The organism is Rhizobium sp. BT03 (genome assembly GCF_030053155.1).
Lineage (GTDB): Bacteria > Pseudomonadota > Alphaproteobacteria > Rhizobiales > Rhizobiaceae > Rhizobium.
The window spans coordinates 65784-86290 of sequence record NZ_CP125646.1 but is presented as its reverse complement, the minus strand read 5'-3'; the positions used below and the strand labels follow the sequence as shown (position 1 = coordinate 86290).

Sequence of the window (20507 nt, the reverse complement as noted above, 5' to 3'; positions counted from 1 at the left end):
AATCGATATATCAAACCACGGATATACTTGAGCATCAGGCGAATATGACGACACCGGGGTGGGAAATTCAGGGAGGGGTACTTTCGCTCATCGATGAGGCCGGAGCTACACGTCTTCTGTCTGCCGACGAGATTTACAGCGCCATCGTGGAAAAGAGGCCTTCGGCCGACTGGATCCCGACAAGCGTCGATGGCCTTCGCCCCTCGCGATACCCCCTTGTCCCGACCCTGACGATCTCGCAAGGCAGCAATAACAAAGCGCCATCCTACAGCATCACGTCCACCAGCCGAGGCGTGGAAGTATCTCTTGATCTCGCGGACCTGGAACGCGGCCACAAGGTCGCTGAAGGCTCCTGGTATCCGATCGAACCGGCTGCCGGCGCGGAAATCCGGGAACTGGTGCGAAGCACTGGCGTAACCCTCGGGGAAGCTGACTCTCTCAAGGCCTTTCTTGCCATCCGGAAGGCTGCCGGCTCCGGAGCATCTATCGAGGACCGGACAGCTGACCGGGCGATTTCCCCACTCGCTTTCACACCCTCCGGCGATGATGTGCCGGATGGAGTGCAGGCGACCCTTTATCCATACCAGATTTCCGGCTGGCGCTGGCTGAAGTTCCTGCTTGCTGAGGGAGTCGGCGGCCTTCTGGCCGACGAGATGGGCCTCGGCAAAACCCTGCAGATCATCAGCGCGCTCAGCGATTCCGGTGGTCCGCCGTTGCGGCCAGCGCTGATCATCGCACCCGGTTCGTTGCTGGAGAACTGGCGGCGGGAAATCTCGAAATTCGCGCCGCATCTCACAGTGCTGAAGCACCATGGGGCTGTTCGAACGGGCAGGCCTTCAGAGCTGAAGGAGTACGATGTCGTCGTGACCTCCTATGACAATGCCGTCCGCGATAACAGTCTGCTCAACATGATCGTCTGGAAGGTGATTGTGCTGGACGAGGCACAGTTCATCCGGAACCCCGACGCCCAACGGACAAAGGCCGTAAAACGGCTCCAGCGTGAGGCTGGTCTGGCCGTGACGGGGACGCCTGTCGAAAATCGTCTGCTCGATCTATGGTCGATCGTGGATTTTGTCCTGCCTGGTCATCTTGGGGACGCAAAGACCTTCGGGTCAGAATATGCCGATGATGTTGATGGCGCAGCGAAGCTGGAACCGCTGGTTTCGCCGCTCATGTTGCGCCGACGTGTTGCCGAGGTAGCGCAGGACCTGCCAAGGCGGATCGATATTCCCCAGGTGGTTGAACTTGATGAAGGCGAGATAGCGGCCTATGACGCCGAGCGCGAACGCATCTATTCGGAATATGGTGCGGCCGCGACTCTCGTCGCCCTGACATCATTGCGCCGTTTCTGCGCTCACCCCGACCTGATGAGTGGCAATACCGCCACGGCCGATCCCATGTCCTTCTCGAAGTTCCGGCGCATGGACGAGATCGTGGAAGAGATTTTCGCACGTGGCGAGAAGGTGATCATCTTCACATCATTTACGGCAATGGCCGATATGATCGCCCGGCACATCAAGACCCGTTTTGGAGCTTTTGCCGGCGTGATCGACGGTCGTCTGCCTATTGATGATCGCCAGCCGCTGATTGACCGCTTCAGCGCCGTCCAGGGCGGGGAGGCACTCGTGCTGAACCCGAAGGCCGGAGGAGCTGGCCTCAACATTACAGCCGCCAACCATGTGATCCACTATAATCCGGAATGGAATCCGGCACTCGAAGACCAGGCATCTGCCCGGGCTCACCGGCGCGGCCAGCAATTGCCTGTAACAGTTCACCGACTCCTCGTGGCCGATACGGTCGAGGACGTGGTGGATGAACGACTGGCGCGCAAGAGGGCGATTTCCGGCACTGCGGTTGTGGGCCTTGAAGGCAGGGAAGATGATTACGGCGATATCGTCGCGGCGCTGATGCGGTCGCCAGCGAAGGGGGCTTAACAGGCAAGATATGGCAGAGCAAACAATTGCAAAGGTGCTGAGCGCCAACGATACGGGCGAAACCGGTGGGCACCAGGCCGGCATCCTGGTGCCCAGAGAGGAACGGTTGCTGTCGTTCTTTCCCCGCCTCGACCCAGGCCAGTACAACCCGAGATGTCACCTGAATTTTGTGGATGATGGGGGCACCTTCTGGGAATTTGCCTTCATCTATTACAACAACAAGTTTTTTGACGGTACACGTAACGAGTACAGGTTGACCAGAATGACCAAATACATTCGTCAGGCAAATCTGGTTCCTGGCGATGAAGTCATTCTGGTGAGAGATGACGATGACCGATATCGCATCACCCATAGACGCAAGCAGCAAACGGAACGGGCAAAGGGCGTCCTGAAACTAGGAACTGGCTGGCGCGTAATCGAAATTCAGGGGGGAAAATGAGCAGCATTGAAGAAATTGAACTGCCACCGGACCCGGAGCGGGTTATCGTAGGCCTGCGTGACACTGGCTATGAGTTCGATACGGCAGTTGCCGACATCGTGGACAACTCCATTGCTGCGAACGCGACCCATGTCCAGCTCTGGCTTGCTGCCGATCTGCGCGGCAACATCCGTCTGATGATTGCTGACAACGGCGACGGCATGAACCGGGATGGCCTGATTAACGCCATGCAGTATGGCTCGAAAGCACGCCCTAGCGCCGCCAGCCTTGGCAAATATGGTCTTGGTCTGAAAACCGCCTCAACGGCCTTCTGCAAGAAGCTGTCGGTGATTTCCCGGCCGGACGGCAATACTCCGGCGCTGATGGCGACCTGGGACCTGTACCACGTTGCCAGAGTCAACAAATGGTCGCTGCTCCTGAACGAGGAATGCGATCCGGAAGCGCTCGAAAACCTCGATGCCGTAGCTCTCGGCCATGCCGGTACTGTCGTCTTGTGGGAGGACGTGGACAGGTTGCTGAAGGAATACCAGGATCCGGCCGGGGCCCCGGCGCGCAAGGCGCTGAAGTCCCGCGAGGACGCCCTTCGCGAGCATCTTTCCATGGTCTATCAACGCTTCCTCGACCCGGAAGACGAGCGCGCCCGAAACGTCATCATGGAACTCAATGGCAGGCCCGTCGCAGCCTGGGACCCGTTCCAGTCCAAGTTATCGGAACTGGTCGCAGACGAGCCTATCGAAACAGAGCTGTCAGACAACCGGAAGGCATCGTTCACGGTGCGAGCATTTATCCTTCCGCGCCGGGAAGAGTTTCCGGATGAAAAGGCGGCAGCTGCGGCGAAATTGTCGAACGATCGCCAAGGCATATACATCTATCGCGAAAACCGTCTCATTCACGATGCAGACTGGCTTGGGCTTTACCAGAAAGAACCGCATCTGACCGGCCTGCGCATCGAATTTTCGTTCGACCACAAGCTGGACGATGCCTTCCATCTCGATATCAAGAAGTCGCAGATTATTCTGAATGACGATCTGGCGAACTGGCTGCAAGGTGAATTTCTTCCCGCTCCGCGACGGGAAGCCAATCGCCGTTATCGCGAGGGACAGCAGAAGGTTATCTCGAAAAAGGGGGAGGGAGCTCACGATACCTCCAACACCAATATTCGCAACCGCGAGGCGGCGGCCGGCGGCCCCAAGGTCAATATCGCGGACCCGAATACCGGCGAAGCCATCGTTGAAAACAAACACGGTACAACCCGTCTGAAGTTGACAATTACGTCGGCCAAAAGACCGGGCGAGGTTTTCGTGCAGCCGGTAGAGGGTATCAACAACGGTTTGCTGTTTGAACCGGCGCTGATCGAGGGGCACAAGGGCATTCGGATCAACACCAGTCACCCCTACTACCAGAAGGTCTACATCCCGAACCTTAATCGCAGTGTGACCATGCAGGGTCTCGACTCCCTGATGTGGGCACTGGCCGTCGCGGAACTCTCCACAGTGCAGGACCATACTGCCTCCATGTTCCGTGACATGCGCTTCGAGGTCTCACGCATTCTGGAAAAGCTCGTAGAAACGCTGCCCGAACCTGACGTGGATAAGGATGTTGCCTGATTCACGCTCGCTTGCGGAGCGGATTTCCGCTGAAACCGGACTGGAATTTTCCGGCCGGGAGGGCCGGGACAACGACGGCACGCGCTGGCTCGAACTCCAGCCAGCCGGCTACCCTGCCGGCCAGACTTTTACGCTGCGGACCCTGATAGGATGGCGGCGGCTGGACGTGCATTTCCGGCCGGGCAATTTCGCCGGTGATCTCATGAGCGCCATGGGCTCGGCAGACGAGACCGGCCGTCGTACCTTCCGGGCAGTGCTGGACGTTTGTCGCGATGCTGAGGCCGAAATTTCTTTGATCATCAACGGCGCGACATATTCACCGGATGATTCTGCGATCTGGGAAACGCAGTGGCGCAGCTTCAGCCTCGATGTACGCCGGGGAATGCTGGCGATCAACGACGGCAACGCTGAAGAGGACATGCGCCAGGTCGAACTCTGGACCGCCAGGGTCGCGGCGGCCGTTCTGGCATTGCTGCCAGTTGAAGCTGAAGACGATGGCGCTGAGGCGTCTTTTCACGTATCGCGGCTTCCGGAGGGGGCAAGGACCCGCATCGAAGTCAATCGCTACGAAAGGGATCGGCGCAATCGTGCTGCTGCCCTCTCGATTCACGGCTATTCCTGCAAGGCTTGCAAGTTGGATTTGGGAGAGCGCTACGGTGCAGCCGCTGCCGGTCTGATAGAGGTTCACCACGTCACGCCGGTTTCGCAGCTCGGGGAAGACTACATCATCGATCCGAGAACGGACCTGACGCCGCTTTGTCCCAACTGCCATTCGGTCGCCCATCGCCGGAACCCGCCTTATTCCGTCGATGATCTTCGCGAAATGCTCGCTTCGACGCATGAGAAGTGACGGCTATTCTGTCTGTTGGCGCTCCTTCACCAGCTCGACAAAGTTACCAAGCGTCATGAGCCATCCGCGTTGACTCTCCCGATATGTCGAGTGAAGCGATTGCGGAAGAACCAGCTGAAGCTGCTTCGCCCGCATTTCATCGGTCTGGTTCTCCGAGATACCGGGCTCCAGCGTCAACAGATGTTTTGGCGTGATCCTTTCGGCCTCGGAAAGCACCTGACGCCAGCGATCCTTCAGCGTTGATTTGGAGCCGAGCATGGTGAGGCGTGCGGCCGGGAATGCCGGATTTCGGTATTCCTCCTGACCTGGGAAAAGAAAGTCCGGCTTGTTGCGGTTTTCGGTTTCACCCTCACGATCAAAACGCACCTTGTGGGCAGAAAAGACAGCCTCTAGGTGATGTTCGAGTGCGAGGCCCGCACGTTTTTTACGGCGGTTCTGGACGCTTTTGGAAAAGCCCATAAAGCCGTCAACGTCAGTGCCTTCGTCGGAATGAAAGCCGTTTTTGATCCGGTCTGCGACTACATGCCGTTCCAGACGGCGAAACAGCTGCTCTTCCATGTCGATCCATGCCATCAGGGCTGCATCCGGATCGTCGGCAGCTGAAACCTGCGGAAGTGAGGCCCGGGCGAGTTCCGACAGGACGCGGGTTGGCGGAAACACCAGCCCGAATTTTTGGATCAGTTTATCAAGGCGATCGGCTTCCGGTTCCTCGACTTCGATTCCGAGTTCGTCGAGGATATATCGCGCGGTAAAGTCGAGCTCAGCAGCATTGTCCTTGCTGATTTCCAGCGATTCAAATTGCAAGGCCGGCTGCGCCTCGAGCCCGAACAGCCACAGCAACTGGTTCTGGATTGTGCTGTCTCCGGGGACAATAATTGCCATCAGCGTGTTGTCGGTGCGCCTTGCAATAAACAGGACATCGCCTTCGGCGGCCGCCTCGCATACCGCATTCGTCGGAAAATAAAGCCTGTGCTCCCGCCTCGGGGGCTTCCGTGACTGGTACCAGGTCAGGAAGCCTTCTTCGGAAAGCGCTTCCTGCTCACCACCAATCCAGATGAATATTGCCTGGTACTGCAATCGGTCAGGCGTCCCGAGCAGGGTCTTGAGCTGTTTCGAACTATTGAATTCGTGCTGGTTCGAACGCAGGACGTTGGCCTCGACGGCACTCAGCCGCTTGACCGCCACACCGTCGAAATAATCTGAAAGCAGCCCCCGCCGCATGACCTATGCGCTCCCCCTGATCTCGAAAAAAGGAATATCGGACTGAAGACACGCCGCGCATTCGGCAAGGACGCTCTCGATCGGCAACCGGGTCTTGCCTTTCAGCGCGCATTCCCAGACGATTCCCTGCCGCCATCCTGCTGCCTGCAAGGCGGCTGACGCAAGAGCGTCAACCTCACGGTTTTTGTGTATCTTGGCATGCCAAAACTCAGGTCTGCTGGAAGGCCATTTGAACAAATGGCAATCGTGCCCGTGCCAGAAGCATCCGTGAGCAAAGAGAACAGCCCTGTATTTCGGAAAGACGATATCAGGCTTTCCTGGCAGGGTGACGTCATGTAGCCTGAACCGGAACCCGGCCGCGTGCAAACCACGTCTCAGCGTCAGCTCCGGCTTTGTGTTTTTACCCCGGATGCCGGCCATCATCCGGCTGCGGACCTCCGGGGTAACAATGTCAGCCATGAATGGCTGCCAGGGAGGAAACAGGACGTGTGACCGAGAGAGCCGGGCCAGAAAGCACCGGAAATTCGGTGCCTGCCGCAAGTGCTGCCTCGATGTGCGGCTTCATAGCCTCGGCAACGAACTCGACAACCGGAACCACGACAGCATTGCCAAACTGGCGATAAGCCTGGGTATCAGAGACCTCGATCCGGAAACGCCGGTCACCCCGATCGAAGCCCATCAGCCGGGCGCACTCGAGCGGTGTCAAACGTCTCGGCCGCTTGCCGGGCTGATCAATCAGAACTTCGGACCCATCCTTATAGTAGCGGGCAGACAGGGTGCGAGCCACATCATCAGGTCCAAACAGGCTAAATCCGAACCCGTTGCCCTTCGCCTGATGCTTCGCCTTGTAGCCCTGCAAATACTCCCACAAGCGCGGGGTAAGGGTGTATTTCGGATCAACCTCGTCATGCGGCTGGAGAATGGTGCCAAGCTTCGGGCCGCTTTTCGCAGCCGGCAGTTTCAGGCCCTTGAAGTCAAACTTCGACGGCTCACGGAAGCCCACTATGAACACGCGTTCCCGCTTCTGCGGCACCCATGGTTCCGAACTGATGACGCGATGCTGGACATGATACTTTAGCTCGTTCTGCAGAACGTTCATGATAGTGGCAAACGTGCGGCCCTGATCATGGCTCTCGAGGTTTTTGACGTTCTCCAGAACGAACGCTGCCGGCCGGTGATGGGCGATGATCTGGGCCGTATCGAAGAATAACGTTCCTTGCGTATCACATAAAAAGCCATGCGGCCGGCCAAGCGAGTTTTTCTTGGAAACGCCTGCCAGGGAAAACGGCTGGCACGGAAAACCGGCAAGCAGGACGTCGTGTTCCGGGATAAGGTCCGGATTCTTTGAGAATTCGCGCACATCGCCGTTGACGCGATGGTTATCAGGAAAATTCAGCGAATAGGTCTGCTGGCTGTGCGGGTCCCATTCGGATGTGAAAACGCAACGTCCACCGATGCTTTCAAATCCAAGCCGGAGCCCTCCTATCCCTGCGAACAGGTCGATGAAACGGAAGTCGGCCTTACCGGCTTCGCACACACTGAGCCGGCGATCGGCGGCATCCTTGAGCGTCTTCAGGGCGAGCCGCGGAACTTTGGATGTGCCGTCCTCATAACGATAGGCTGTGCGGGGTGAAACCTCAAGAAGCGCCTCGGTCTCCTCAAGAGTGAGCCCTGCTTGCTCCCTCAACCTGCTGAATTCAGTCCGCTTTCTGGTTCGCATGATGTGGCTCGAATCATTTTCTGGGTCAATTTTTGTCAGACTGACATTATTCTTCCTTACAAACAATGAATGTTCGTATTTTGTTCTGGAAATTTAAATCGCACTTCACAGGTTCTTTCGCCCTTGGGCGAGAAAGGGTCAGGCTCGGCCCTTTGCGAACTTCCGCGGCGCAAGCATGTGCAGGCGATCTTCCTCATGCGGCCAGTAGACAAGAAAAGTAGCATCCGGAAACTGCTCCGCCCGGCATCGAAGCTCCACCGGCACGCCCCTGATGATTGACATGCCGTTTGCAGTAGCCTGAGACCGGAGAAGTTGTTCGAGATCATGAGGAACTTCGATCATCACCAGTTCCGACAAAGGAAAGCGCTGATCGATGAATGGATAGAAGCCATCAGGCAGTTTCACTTGCATCTTGGTCTCCTGACCAGTTCCGGGCCCCGGGGCCCAAAACTGGCCCTCGCCCGGGTTAGCCTCCGTGCGATCCGAAACTGATTATTGCAGGCCGGGTTGCATGGCGTGCTCCGTATGTTGTTATCTGCATAAGGAGGGGCTCACGCAGCCTGCAGAGTGCAGGCCAGGCGGCAAATTCGGTCGGCACCAATGAAATCTGGAGGTGCGTGTTGAAAATCATCCTGACCGGACCGTCAAAACCATCAATGATAAGAGGCGGCGTTACGATTTCGGCTTTTGGCAGGCCTTCTCGTCGCTTTGCTTCGGCAGGAATGATTGCTCCAAGAACGAAGGGAACGGGCCCTTTGCGGCTCTGCGCATAGTCGCAACTTGCCCCAATCCTTAGGACGCACAGTTGGCTGGCGCTGCGCTCAGCTTTGTCGGTGAGGCAGAACGTACCAGCCAACATGGGTTTGGCGGGCAGATCAAATCGCTTGATCATCACATCGTCAACAAGTTCAGCTGCCGGCAAGAGGGTGACGGCCCCCCATGCGCCCGGTTTGAGGGCTTCGGTAGATGCTCTGGCAATATGGAGCATTGAGTTGAGTTTTGCCGCATCCCCCGGCGACGGTTGGGGGACTTCCGCGATCTTGGTCACGGCAGCTTGCCAGATGGCATTGCTCTTTGGGTCGGTGCGCTGGTTGGCTATGCGATCTGTCAGGATCGGCATTAGGGCAGCGTTGATCGCGCTATAAGGATCGGCCTTGGCATTTGCGTCTCCCACTGCCTCGAACGCCAGCAGGCTGAGAATTTCGTCAAGTCTCTCAGAGAATCGTGCAGCAGTCCGGTCTTCTTTCGCTACGAGCGTTCCAATCTCGGAAAGGGTCGACCCGGCCGCGCGCAGAACTTCTCGTTCCCAGTCAAGAAGCGCTCTTAACCGGGGATCTGTCTCTATAATCTGACCCACGTCGTTGGTCAGCTTTTCCCCGGCGTCGCCAGCGAGATAATTGTTCTTGTCCAGACTGAGGATAGCGAGAGGTCGCTTCAGGGGCTCGAGGTTTTCCATCACGTAAGCTTCAAAATCAGCCTTCTGCTCCTGATGCTTGGTCCAGAGAATGATCACATATGGCCCTGCGGTGGCGACAATCCCCTCTTCAAGCATCGACACGATCAGCCCTGCTGTCTGCGCGATACTCCCGGATTGCGCCCCGGTCGTCAGATGAAGATCAAGGAAGAGAAGTCTCACCCCACCCAGATGCTTCGTTTCGATCCCTTCTGCCTGATCGTATCTCAGCGGCAGACATGGCGCACCGATCTTCTGCATGCAGTCGGAGAGTTGCTTCAGTTCGTCAGGATTGTCATCAACGATGACGTATCGTGCTGGCGTGAACACAGGCTATCTATCCCCCTTGAATACCAACGCCACCACGGCGCCATTGAAATCTTCCGGAACGTCGAAATCGTCCATCGTGGGGAACAGAAGCTCCCCATCGTTCAGGCTCATTGCGAGATTGGCGTAGTAAAGGCCCAGTCCCATGCCGTCGGGACGACGAGAAAAAAATGGCTCGACCAACTGCTCGGGAGGATCCCTGAAACCGGGGCCGTTATCAGCAATCACCAGCGCAGGGCGCCCCTTGTAATCAGGAACAACGTTCATGAAAATACGCCGGGCGCCAGATGTCGTGCCGTCGGGCGTGCTCACCTTCAGCCAATGTATGGCGTTATCGATGATGTTGGTGACAGCGCCGAGCGCCAGTCCGAACGCGAACACGGAACTTGCGTCTTCTGCCCCTTCCTCCAGAGCTGGGCAAACAAGTTGAACCTTGTGAATGCGGAAGCGGACCAGTGTGATGTCCCGAGCTCTTCGCGCGAGCTGTCTGAGGGAATACGATTTCTTGTCGCCCTTTCGCAGCAACTGGGTCGAAGTTTCCAGAACTCCCTGAAGTTGACCGACCTGTGTTCTCAGATCAGCTATATTCGCGCCCTCAGCTAATGCGGTTGCGAGAGCACCTATGCCGCGCTCGACTTCATGAAAAACGACGGCAAGACCGACCTGTGAAATGCCGGCACGCAGGAAATCCTCCCGGAGCTGGTAAAACTCCTGTTCAACCCGCTTGAGTGAAGGATCGATGTCAGGCAGAAATCCCTTTGAGCGAGCAACCTTGCGCACATCGCCAATTGGACCTGCGACATCCCGATCTGCACTGGGAGCCTTTCCGGTCACAGCACGGATCCGCTGCTTGTCAAGGCGCCGTTCGGTCTCAAAAACGCTGATTGCTCCGAGAACAAGTTGGCGCAGCCTGCGGTAGGCCCCGTTCTCGACAAAACCCTCTCTGTTGGTCTTCTCCTTAAGCTGGGTGCTCGCCTCCAGGTCAAGGTCAACAAAGCCCAACACTATGTTTCGGCTGAGATTTCTCGAAGGGCTGTTGACGCGTCGGAGGTCGAGGCCGAGCCAATCGTCTCCGGGCTCCCCGTAATTGTAAATGCGGATATCATCGCGGTAGACCCGTACGCCGCCATTCTGATCAAGGAAGCGCTCGATCAGGCGCGACTGTGCATACTTCGACATGATCTCGCGATCTCGATCAAACACGTACAGGGTGCCTTTAAGCCGCCCTATGCCGTTGATGGTCGAACTTTCGGCGACGATGCTGATTGAACGCTTGGGCCTTGGCCCCGATGCAGCGTCCAGATCATCCGGCTCACGTTCCGCGTTTATCTGCAACGGTTCATTCTGCTGGACTGTGCGAGGCTCTACCCGAACTCCGGGGACCCCCCGGAACTCGTAGGTATAGCGAAATGTTGTGCCGTCAAATTCAAACTCGAAGCGCCATGGTGCTCGCTCGACCAGCTCCGACGCGTCCGGAAGTTCTGAAATCCAGCTCTCGAATCCGGGGACCTTAAAATTTATTACGAAATTGTCGTCTTTTGCAGAGAAGGGCGAAGATATGGAGGTAACCTGCCGGTAAAGGTCTCTGACCTCTCCTCGCGACCAATCCTTCTGGCTGAGGTTATCTATTCGGATTCTGGTACCCGTTTTCTCACCGGTGAAGATTTTGGCTTCGCGCTCGGTGACGGTGACGGGCGCATCCTCGAGAAACCGGGTGGACATCAATTCGGACCAATCGATCGACACGAAGCATTCGCGGTTTCCGGCCGCCCGGGTTGTCATCCGGACCTTTCCGCCGAGCTTGTGCACTGCGAAACGTCCAACTCCCTTTTCGCCGAGCGGCAGGCGTCGATACCTCGGAGACCTACGATCCTGATCGCGATCCCGTTCACGGTGATCGTCCCCCGGGACAAGCCAGACGTCCCGGATAGTATCGAGTGACATTCCTTGTCCATTGTCTTGCACCCGTATCCACGGGGCTTCAGTGGACAGATCACCCAGAGTGATTGTTACCTCACTGGCGTCCGCATCATAGGCATTCTTCACAAGTTCGAAGACCGCCAGCTTTGAAGATCCGATCAGCTGATCGCCAAGCAGTTGCAGCAATCTTGCGCGCGGCTTGAATGCCTGCGTGACACGTCTCTGTATCGACGATTTGGCCATTTCCGGCGTGCATTCGTTGGCCTTCACGACGTACACACGATTGCCGATATTGCCAATAACGAGCTGATCTCCTTCTTCAGCCCATGTGATCAACCCGCGCCCCATGCGCGTTTCCGGCTCCCGACCGGAACCTGCGCGCAAAGAGCTGTAATATGAGGTCGCCAGAGGCGGACGTGCCTCTCCAAGCACTTCTATCTCGATGAGATCAGCGGACGGTCCTGAGCTTGGTAGATAGCCGGCTGCAGCCAATGCCGCGCGCTGCTCCTCATTTGGCAAATAAGCCTGTTTTTCCTTGTCGGTTCGCGATACGGCTTTCAGGCCGAAATTTTCAAAAACCGACGTCCACCCAGCTGAAGCCACGCTCGAATCCTTGACCCTCTTGGGATTGTGAGGCCGAAGGCGCGCCGCTGCACCCATGTCCTCTACTTGCGAAAGATTGTTCAAGTTTCTTGCAGGATCATCCAACGCTTGCAAGAATGAATTGAGCAATGAACCGACAAAAAGCTCCAGGTTTATTTCCGTTTGTCACCAAAGATTTGGCTGGGCCTGTCACTGCTCGTCCAATTCCGCGGCAATGGTGCCAAAAAGCACGGCGGTGACGCCAACGCCATCTTGATCCGCCTGATCGATCGGCATGGGCAGTTGGCCGCGTGACGGCGGCTCGTATGGCCGGACCGATCTAGGCGCTCGGAGCCTTCCTCCAGAATGGCTCGTCCGCATAGGTGCTGACGCCCATCTGCCCACGTGGGTTTTCGGCGGCCCAAGCCAGGACCTCGTCGGTTGGGACAACCAGCCTTGTCTGGCCCGAGCGCGTCCGCCGCAAACCGAAGGTCGTGATCTCGTAGGTCAGGATGCCGCCGTGAGTCCGGCGAACGACCGCCGGGGAACCCTCGGGCTGATTGCGGTAGTAGTTTTCAATCTAAGCCTCGGTCTGACGGGCGCATGGCGAAAGCTTACGGTCGGGCAGGGTTGATCCTTTTGTTCGAGGGCTCTCGGCCCTCCAGCCAACATAGCGGTCGACTACTCCCTGGTCGCGAATACCTTACGCGTTCCCTGAATATTGCCGTCCTTATCTAAGTACCCGTCCGTCGAAGATCGAACCCGGTCGTCGAGAAATGCATCGAAAATCGACGCTATCTCGGGTGGCGTGAAGTGGAAGAGTTGCGTCCTGCTTTGCGTGTCCGACGCAATCAGGAGCCCATCCGGCATATATTCGTTGCCGGAAAGCACCCCGATGACCCGTGCGTGCAGCATCTTGTCGGAAACGACCTTCGGAATCCGCTTCTCCGCATATCTGGCGGTCAGATCATAGTTGTTGAAGATTTCGCTGGCGGTGCGACTAATGAACGGCTCGCGCCAGTCCGTGTCTGCCTTTGCATGCACCTCGTGAACCTCAAGCGCCGTATCGCGAAATCGATCTGTCACCAGTCGACATTCGATCAGCCGCCGCATGCAGACCGCTGCGATTCCGATGGCTCGTTCGAGCATATGATAAGGATTGTGCTCGGTTTCTGCATCCTTCAGCGCCTCGTCAAGGTGCATACCGATCCGCCGCTTTTGCTCGGCGAGCTCATTCTTCCAGGTATAGGACTGCCATTCGGAAGAGCGGACGCTACCGAGTTTGCGCATTTGCTCAAGCTGTTTTTCTATGTCTTCTTGATGCATAAGTATTTTAGCCTCGTCTCCGAGAGAGATTTTCTCAATCTGGCCAGCCTGCAAGGCTCCGACGATCGGATTGGTGACCGTGCCGGTACCGCTAAGGCAGAATTCCGCGCGGAGCCCGGGGTCTCTCCACTGCCTCGTTATGCGGCTCGCCCGGTAAGATAACAAGTCTCCGAGTTCTTTGTCTTCGCGAGCTCGCCCCGCATGCTTCGCCGATCGCCCGCTATCCGTTTTCATGACGCTTGGCAGTCGCGAACCCTTGGGCTCGCAAGATCAGAATGCACTGTCGTTCTCCATAAGAGCAATCCAATCCCGCTCTCTGGTGATGGCTTCCTGGTCCGTCTCCGGATCTACCACGTTCAACCCTCAAGGGGTCGGCTAGCAAGCTGCCGCCGCTCTCGGCTGCGCCTTCGCGGTGATCGCGCCCGGGGACGGACACTGACGGAGCCATCGAGCGGGATTGGCCCGCTCCGAAGATGGAGCCTTCAAATGTCTGATCTTGCTCTTGCCCAAAACCACGCCTTCCAGCTCGCCCGCACGCTCATGGTTCCCGTCACACTCTTCCGATCCGGCAACGAGTTCGGCGTCCTTCCGTCCGACGAACTCGAAGACGGCGAGGTCGACGCGATCGCCGAGTTCGATCCCTTTGACCATAGACCGGCTCATTGAGGCGGGTTCCTGCTCCTGAGGTGCCGCTTGCGAGCAGCAGGCGGCAAGGGAAGCTCCGCCGCGGCTGGCTGCTTCGGTGCGCGCCGGGATGCAGATCTGCAGATTGCCAGCCGCGCCCTTGCCCCCTTTGCTCTTCGCGTCGTCCGGAAAGAGCCCCGCAAAGTGCGGGAAAGAAAGCCAAGAACGAAAGGCGGGCGCCTCCAGCGCACGAAAAAAAGGAAAATGGACCAGGACGAACTGAATGAACTTAGAAACAAGGTGCCCTGCGCGGCGGTGCTGGATGCGGCTGGCTATGCGATCGACCAGAAGGAGAGCACGCGAAGGGCAGTCAAGTACAGGCTTGGAGACGAGATCGTCATCGTCATCCATGAGGGGAAAGGTTGGTTCGATCCGCTTTCCGAGGCGAAGGGAGACGTGTTCTCTCTGATGACCCATTTGCATGCGGTCGGCTTTCCTGACGCGAAGAAGCTGATAGGCCGATTGATCGGCTACGAGCCGCGCCAGCCCGTGTGGAAAAAGCAGGCACGGCAATACGATCCGGAATTTTGCGTGGCTGAGCGATGGAGGGCCTGCCGCAAGCCGTGGCCGGGCTCGAGGACCTGGCGCTATCTGCGCGACGAGCGCCATCTTCCGGAAGCCCTGATCCGGACCGTCGTCCGTGACGACCTGCTGCGCGAGGGTCCTCGGGGCAGCATGTGGGCCGCGCACAAAGACGGGGAGGGGACCGTGATCGGCTGGGAGGAGCGCGGTCCCGAATGGCGCGGCTATTCGACCGGTGGCGCCAAGGTGCTGTTCCGGTTCGGCGAGAATGATGCCATGCGCCTCTGCGTCACCGAGGCGGCGATCGACGCCCTAAGCCTCGCAGCCCTGGAGTGCGGCCGACACGATAGCCTCTATGTCAGCACCGGTGGCGGCTGGGCTCCGGCTACCGACGCGGCGATCCGACTGATGGCGGCGCGCCAGGATATGCTTCTGGTGGCCGCCACCGACAACAACGCGCAGGGCGATGCCTATGCCGACCGCCTTCGGGGGATCGCCTCCGAGATGGGGTGCGATTTCGAGCGGCTCCGTCCTGACCGGGAAGATTGGAACGAGGAGCTTCGTGGTCGGCGCCGCGAGAATTCGGGAAGCGGACCGAGTTCATGATCGTCGCCGCCCGAACGGGCCGCGACCAAGATGCAATCAGCCCATGGACTGAACGATCCCTGGCTCACAGGATAGACGATTTTCGAGTTTGGTCAGGAAAAGAGGGGAGCGGGAAAGAGAAGAATATGGAAGTGCCGCATGCCCGCCGGCGGCGTCAAGGGTGAAGCTTCGCCGGGCTGCACCGGCCCTTGACCCGGCCGGACGGAGAGGCGGCTGCGGGGGAGGGGTCAGGAAGAGCTGAAGAGAAATGGTGACATCACGAAGGTGTGCCGCGCTTCAGCCCAGACGAGGCCTTGAAGGAGCCCAGCCATGACCGTCTCACCAATCCGCAAAGTGTACCAAGGCATCGCCGATCGCCGGCAGATGTTCCGGATGTTCGATCGGCACGCCCAGCGTCCGGACCGTTGGGCAAATGATGACAGCGCGCTCTATCGCGGTGAATGGTTCGAACTGGACCAGGCCGGCCACGATTACATGTTCGAGATCCTGCCGCCGCTGTGGATGCGTGGTGAGATGTTTGCCATGCGCGAGTTCCTGACAGGATCTATCACTAGTATCTTCTTCACCCTCAGGATCGATGGTCGGATCCGGTATTTCCACGGCTATTGCGACCTCGCCGACAAGCGATCGCCCGATCGGATGCGTGACGCGATCGTGGACCGTGAGACCCGTCCCGTCCGGGCGATGACGCGCGACGAGCGCCTCGAGCACATCTGGTCGAGCAGTCATGACGACTATCGCGGTTATGCCGGCGACAGTTTCCCGGAAGGCAATCGCGGCAGGCGCACCGTGCTGTTCTATGGCGGTCGGGATGGCACGACCCTGAAGCTGCTGGACCACCTGGCGGATGTGGAGATCGCGGCAAAGCTGCCGGTGCATCTGCGCTTCCTGCCCGACGCTATCGCGGCATGATGGAGGGGGAAGATGATGCTGACCTTTCCCATCCCAGCCGTCCGCGAGGTGATCGCGCGCGGCATATCCGACGCCGAAGCCAATGGCGGTTTTCGCGATCCCCACTGTGGGCTTTCCCCGACCGATAACCTGAAACCCGGTTTCTGGCTGGTCGGAGACCATGGGGTCTACCTCTGCTCCAATGGCAAACTCGCCGAAGGCGCAAAGCCGTTCGTCGTCTATGCCGAGGAATGCGATCCGACCAAGGATGAGGACTGGTTCGAGGTCAAGCGCCGAACCTTCGGCGGCGACGACGGCGTGGATTTCCTCGACGCCGAAGGCCTCGAGGCGCTGATCACGGCCACTCCCGGCTGCACCCATCTGCAGATCGCCTTCTTGCCGGACTCCATGCAGCTGTTCGTGATCGAGCGAACCTGACGATCGCCGCTGCGGGCGGTCCATCACCCTTTTCCCACACCGCGCATCACCTACCAACTGGAAGCCTCCAGGAGGACGGGTTCGTGCGCTTTCAATCAGGAGATTTTCGCATGTCGCATGACGATCCCTTCACCATCGACCTTTTCGGCACTACGACGCTTTCGTCGGGACTTGGTCTCGGCGTGACTGCCTTCGCCGGCGCTTTCGAACCGGGTGACGACGATCCCGATCCGTCATCCCCTGCGCCGGCGCTGCCGGTCGCAGCGGCCCCGCCACAGGCGTCGACCGCAGCCCGGGCGCGCGGAGCCGACTTCCATCTCGCGACCGACCGTCGCCTCGCCCGCGGCTGGAAGCAACGCGCGCGCGACAACATCGCGGCGATCCGGCTTGCCGCCGAGATCGAGACCGACAAACGCCCCGCGACGCGCGAGGAGCAGGAACGGCTGATACGCTTCACCGGCTTCGGCGCCACCGATCTTGCCAACGGTGTTTTCCGTCGGCCGGGCGAGGCCGGTTTCCGGTCAGGTTGGGAGGCGATCGGCGCCGGTCTCGAGGATGCCGTCGGTGAAGCCGACCGGGCGCTGCTTGCGCGCTCAACCCAATATGCCCATTTCACGCCGGAGTTTATCGTCCGGGCCATCTGGACCGGACTGCTAAGGCTCGGCTGGCGCGGCGGCCGGGTGCTGGAGCCGGGCATCGGCACGGGCCTGTTTGCGGCGCTGATGCCGGAGGACGTGCACGATGTTTCCCACATCACCGGCGTCGAGCTCGATCCGGTCACCGCGCGCATTGCGCGTCTGCTGCAGCCACGCGCCCGGATCGTCACCGGCGATTTCGCGCGCACGGAGCTGCCAGCAAGCTTCGATCTCGCCATCGGCAATCCGCCCTTTTCCGATCGCACCGTGCGCTCGGATAGGGCCTACCGTTCGCTCGCCCTTCGGCTGCACGACTATTTCATTGCCCGGTCGATCGACCTGCTCAAGCCTGGCGCACTCGCCGCCTTCGTCACCTCGCACGGGACGATGGACAAGGCGGACAGCGCCGCGCGCGAGCATATCGGCAAGTCGGCCGACCTGGTGGCGGCGATCCGGCTGCCCGAGGGTTCGTTCCGTGCTGACGCGGGCACGGACGTCGTCATCGACATCCTGTTTTTCCGCAAGCGCAAGATCGGCGAGCCGGAGGGTGATCTGTCCTGGCTCGATCTCGACGAGGTTCGCGGGGCCACGGCCGACGAGGGCGCCATCCGGGTGAACCGGTGGTTCGCGCGGCATCCGGAGTTTGTGCTCGGCACACACGCGCTCACCTCCGGGCCGTTCGGCGAAACCTATACTTGCGTGCCACACGATGGGCAGGATCTCGGCATTTTCCTGGATGCCGCGATCCGCCTTCTTCCGGAAGCCCTCTATGATGGCGAGCCGACCGAAATCGATCTCGATCTGGATGACGCCGGTGACCGTGTCGTCGATCTGCCTGTTGACCGGCATGCGCGCGAGGGCAGTTTCCTCTTCGACCAAAGCCGCGGTCTCATGCAAATTATCGACGGCGAGCCGGTCACTGTCACCATGCGGAAAGGGCGGACAGGCGAAGGCCTGTCGGAAAAACATATCCGCATCATCGCCAAGCTGATCCCGATCCGTGACGCCGTGCGCGCGGTGCTGAAGGCGCAGGAGCTCGACCGTCCGTGGAAGGAGGCGCAGGTACGGCTGCGCATCGTCTGGTCGAGCTTCGTGCGCGACTTCGGCCCGATCAACCACACCACCGTCTCGATAGCGGAGGATCCGGAGAGCGGCGAAGTGCGCGAGACGCATCGTCGCCCGAACCTTCAGCCCTTCCTCGACGATCCCGATTGCTGGCTGGTCGCCTCGATCGAGGATTACGATCTGGAGACAGATACGGCGAGGCCAGGGCCGATCTTTTCCGAGCGCGTCATCGCGCCGCCAGCGCCGCCTGTGATCACCTCCGCGGCCGATGCGCTCGCCGTGGTGCTCAACGAGCGCGGCCGAAGCACGTCGCCTATGACGGCCCTTCAAGTTTTGCGGGTTGGGGCGGGAGGGTGGCGTGATGGCCAATGTCCAGCAACAGGCGGCGCAACTCACCCGCATGCAAGCAGCGCGGCGGCAAACGCAGCACCAGCTCGATCTCATCGATCGGCAGATCACGCGGCGCATGACAGCGCTCATTCCGCTGCTTGGCCGGCGCCAGCCTGGCTACCGCCGCAGCAAGCCGCCGGAGCCGGGCGTCTTCCTCGAACGCTACCGCGCCAATCTGGCCGCTCTGACGGCCGAACGTCAGCCTGAAGTTGATGCGCTCACACGAAAGCTCGCCCGGCAGGATGCAGCAATCGCGGCGCTGCGAACACGTCACCTGTTGCCTCCGGGTCGGACTGATGGAGACAACGAGCTGCCAAGGGAAGGTGTTCGGACATGAGCACCATCGGCGAACTGGAGCAAAGGGCAGGCATCGGCGCGACGCGGGAGGCGCGGACGGACTTCTGGATGCGGTTCCACCACCTTGACGGGGCCGAATGCCTGACAGCCGGTGTGGCTGAACTCAACAGGCTGATCGCCGCGAAGGAGGCAGAGCCAGCCGCAACGAAGCCGGTCACCACGCGGTCGAAGCTCGAAAAGCTGCCCCCATTGACCGCCGAAGAGGAACGGGCGCTTCAAGCCTATGCCATCAGGCACGGCCGACGCTGGAAGAGCATCCTCAACCATGTCTGGATGGGCGGCGCGCCCCATGACGACGGCGGAACCTTGCGTCGCTTGCGCAATTCCCATGGGCCAACCTGGCTGCAGCCCTATCGTCTGCCGAAGCCGTACGCCGCCCGGCAAGATGCGGACAAGTCGGACTGACCGCCCAGGCGCCTAATCTGGTGACCGGCTCACGGGATCGTCGCTCGAACACTCGGCAGTCACTGGCGACCACAATCGCTCCGGCGATGGCTGCCATGAGCCGGGCGTTTGTGCGCTTGCCCGTCGAGCCCCAAGCCGCTCCCGGCGGGTGGGTCGCGATTTGCTGCAGGTCGTCCTGCTCATGTCTTTCCCGGTCGGAGCCTCCCTTGCCGGACCGCCCTTCGGTTTTGTTGCGGTCTGACCGGCGGCCGTTCGTTTCAAGGCCGCTATCGCGCCGCGGGGCGGCCGGGTCCCGCCGTCCTCGGCAAAGCAGGACCGCGCGCCGCGCAAGGGTTTTACCCTGCTTGCACGCAGCCCAGCTTCGCTCGTCCAGGCAGGCCCGGACCCTGATACGCCCGTCTTCCGCCGGTTCCTTTTGACCGCACCGAAAGGCAGACCGGCAAGGGCCGGAGCCGCTTCGGAGGAAACTGAGAAAGGACGAACCCATGGCAAAGCCCGCAACCCAAACCCGCCAGCCAGCGCGCGTCGTGCAGCTTCGAAAGGGCGCCACCCTCGAAATGGTCCGGCTCACCTGCCCGGACGCCGCCCAGGCGATGGCGATCGCCGAAAGTTTCGGAACCGCCGTGATCGACGGCGATGGTGTCCGCGACCTGCATGAGCGCCTGATCATCGAAACCGCCGACAGTCTTTCCGACGGGCTCGGCGAACGCGCCATGCAAATCCATCTGCAGCGCATCGTCGGCGCCTATGTCGGGTCCGCGCATGGCGCCGGCCAGTTCTACTCCCGCGCGGTCTCGGAGGCTCGCGACGCCACCGCCAAGGCGGCCAATGATGCCCGCGACGAGGACCTCGATGGTCCGGTCGGCTACGACAGCGCCGCCCAGCGCAAGCGTGAGTTCGCAGCCGACATGGGGATCCAGGCGTTTTCGCTCAGGATGGCCGCTGAGGGCGCCGTCGCCGCCTACGAGCAGATCGTCGGCGAGGCCTGGAAGCCCTTCGACCGCCCGGTTGAAAACCCCGGCGCCTCACTCGACCGCAAGGCAGCCGAGGCCCAGATGGCCGCACTTGGCTGATCACTCCCCGGCGGGGCTGCGATCCCGCCTTTTTCCATGCTCCGAAGATGGCTGGCTCCTCG

Annotated in this window: 18 protein-coding genes and 1 pseudogene; 12 read left to right on the top strand and 7 right to left on the bottom strand. The window is 59.8% G+C overall.

Annotated elements, in window-relative coordinates; all coding sequences use genetic code 11:
• Window positions 1–44: 44 nt before the first annotated feature.
• From QMO80_RS32820 to QMO80_RS32805, 4 genes are all read left to right on the top strand, one after another.
• Complete coding sequence (locus tag QMO80_RS32820; RefSeq protein WP_283201806.1) at window positions 45–1934, top strand: DEAD/DEAH box helicase; 1890 nt, start codon at window positions 45–47, stop codon at window positions 1932–1934.
• 10 nt (window positions 1935–1944) lie between these two features.
• Window positions 1945–2373, top strand: coding sequence for an EcoRII N-terminal effector-binding domain-containing protein (locus QMO80_RS32815; protein WP_283201805.1), 429 nt, complete (start codon window positions 1945–1947; stop codon window positions 2371–2373).
• Window positions 2370–3980, top strand: a complete 1611-nt coding sequence (locus QMO80_RS32810) for an ATP-binding protein (protein ID WP_127758577.1) — start codon at window positions 2370–2372, stop codon at window positions 3978–3980. Before QMO80_RS32815 ends, QMO80_RS32810 begins: the two co-directional genes overlap by 4 nt.
• Window positions 3981–4182: 202 nt before the next feature.
• Window positions 4183–4830, top strand: coding sequence for an HNH endonuclease (locus tag QMO80_RS32805; protein ID WP_283201804.1), 648 nt, complete (start codon window positions 4183–4185; stop codon window positions 4828–4830).
• Between the two features lie 3 nt (window positions 4831–4833).
• Here the strand turns inward: QMO80_RS32805 and QMO80_RS32800 are convergent, their stop codons facing one another.
• From QMO80_RS32800 to QMO80_RS32770, 7 genes are all read right to left on the bottom strand, one after another.
• Window positions 4834–6051, bottom strand: coding sequence for a type II restriction endonuclease (locus QMO80_RS32800; protein ID WP_283201803.1), 1218 nt, complete (start codon window positions 6049–6051; stop codon window positions 4834–4836).
• Between the two features lie 3 nt (window positions 6052–6054).
• On the bottom strand, window positions 6055–6510 hold the full coding sequence (locus tag QMO80_RS32795) for a very short patch repair endonuclease (RefSeq protein WP_283201802.1): 456 nt from the start codon (window positions 6508–6510) through the stop codon (window positions 6055–6057).
• On the bottom strand, window positions 6503–7771 hold the full coding sequence (gene dcm, locus QMO80_RS32790) for a DNA (cytosine-5-)-methyltransferase (RefSeq protein WP_283201801.1): 1269 nt from the start codon (window positions 7769–7771) through the stop codon (window positions 6503–6505). The genes QMO80_RS32795 and dcm overlap by 8 nt, the downstream gene beginning before the upstream one ends.
• Before the next feature lie 138 nt (window positions 7772–7909).
• Entirely contained in the window at window positions 7910–8182 is a 273-nt protein-coding gene (locus QMO80_RS32785; protein ID WP_283201800.1) for a hypothetical protein, read from the bottom strand.
• Between the two features lie 55 nt (window positions 8183–8237).
• Window positions 8238–9554: a hypothetical protein gene (locus QMO80_RS32780; protein WP_283201799.1), complete on the bottom strand. Its 1317-nt coding sequence runs from the start codon at window positions 9552–9554 to the stop codon at window positions 8238–8240.
• A 3-nt stretch (window positions 9555–9557) separates the two neighbouring features.
• Window positions 9558–12158: an ATP-binding protein gene (locus QMO80_RS32775; protein WP_283201798.1), complete on the bottom strand. Its 2601-nt coding sequence runs from the start codon at window positions 12156–12158 to the stop codon at window positions 9558–9560.
• Between the two features lie 576 nt (window positions 12159–12734).
• Window positions 12735–13613, bottom strand: coding sequence for a hypothetical protein (locus QMO80_RS32770; protein ID WP_245483078.1), 879 nt, complete (start codon window positions 13611–13613; stop codon window positions 12735–12737).
• 252 nt (window positions 13614–13865) lie between these two features.
• Between QMO80_RS32770 and QMO80_RS32765 the strand changes: the two genes are divergently transcribed.
• From QMO80_RS32765 to QMO80_RS32730, 8 genes and pseudogenes are all read left to right on the top strand, one after another.
• Window positions 13866–14045 (top strand): hypothetical protein, encoded by a 180-nt coding sequence (locus tag QMO80_RS32765; RefSeq protein ID WP_283201797.1) that lies wholly within the window; start codon window positions 13866–13868, stop codon window positions 14043–14045.
• A 222-nt stretch (window positions 14046–14267) separates the two neighbouring features.
• Window positions 14268–15191 (top strand): DUF3991 and toprim domain-containing protein, encoded by a 924-nt coding sequence (locus tag QMO80_RS32760; protein ID WP_283201796.1) that lies wholly within the window; start codon window positions 14268–14270, stop codon window positions 15189–15191.
• A 309-nt stretch (window positions 15192–15500) separates the two neighbouring features.
• A complete protein-coding gene (locus QMO80_RS32755; protein ID WP_283201795.1) occupies window positions 15501–16103 on the top strand; it encodes a DUF1419 domain-containing protein in 603 nt (200 codons plus the stop codon).
• Between the two features lie 15 nt (window positions 16104–16118).
• On the top strand, window positions 16119–16520 hold the full coding sequence (locus tag QMO80_RS32750; RefSeq protein ID WP_283201848.1) for a DUF3085 domain-containing protein: 402 nt from the start codon (window positions 16119–16121) through the stop codon (window positions 16518–16520).
• A gap of 110 nt (window positions 16521–16630) precedes the next feature.
• Window positions 16631–18523, top strand: a pseudogene (locus QMO80_RS32745) (N-6 DNA methylase); the annotation flags it as partial.
• Between the two features lie 58 nt (window positions 18524–18581).
• Window positions 18582–18947 (top strand): hypothetical protein, encoded by a 366-nt coding sequence (locus QMO80_RS32740; RefSeq protein WP_283201794.1) that lies wholly within the window; start codon window positions 18582–18584, stop codon window positions 18945–18947.
• Window positions 18944–19372: a hypothetical protein gene (locus tag QMO80_RS32735; RefSeq protein WP_283201793.1), complete on the top strand. Its 429-nt coding sequence runs from the start codon at window positions 18944–18946 to the stop codon at window positions 19370–19372. Before QMO80_RS32740 ends, QMO80_RS32735 begins: the two co-directional genes overlap by 4 nt.
• A gap of 485 nt (window positions 19373–19857) precedes the next feature.
• Window positions 19858–20445, top strand: coding sequence for a hypothetical protein (locus tag QMO80_RS32730; RefSeq protein ID WP_283201792.1), 588 nt, complete (start codon window positions 19858–19860; stop codon window positions 20443–20445).
• Window positions 20446–20507 lie beyond the last annotated feature (62 nt).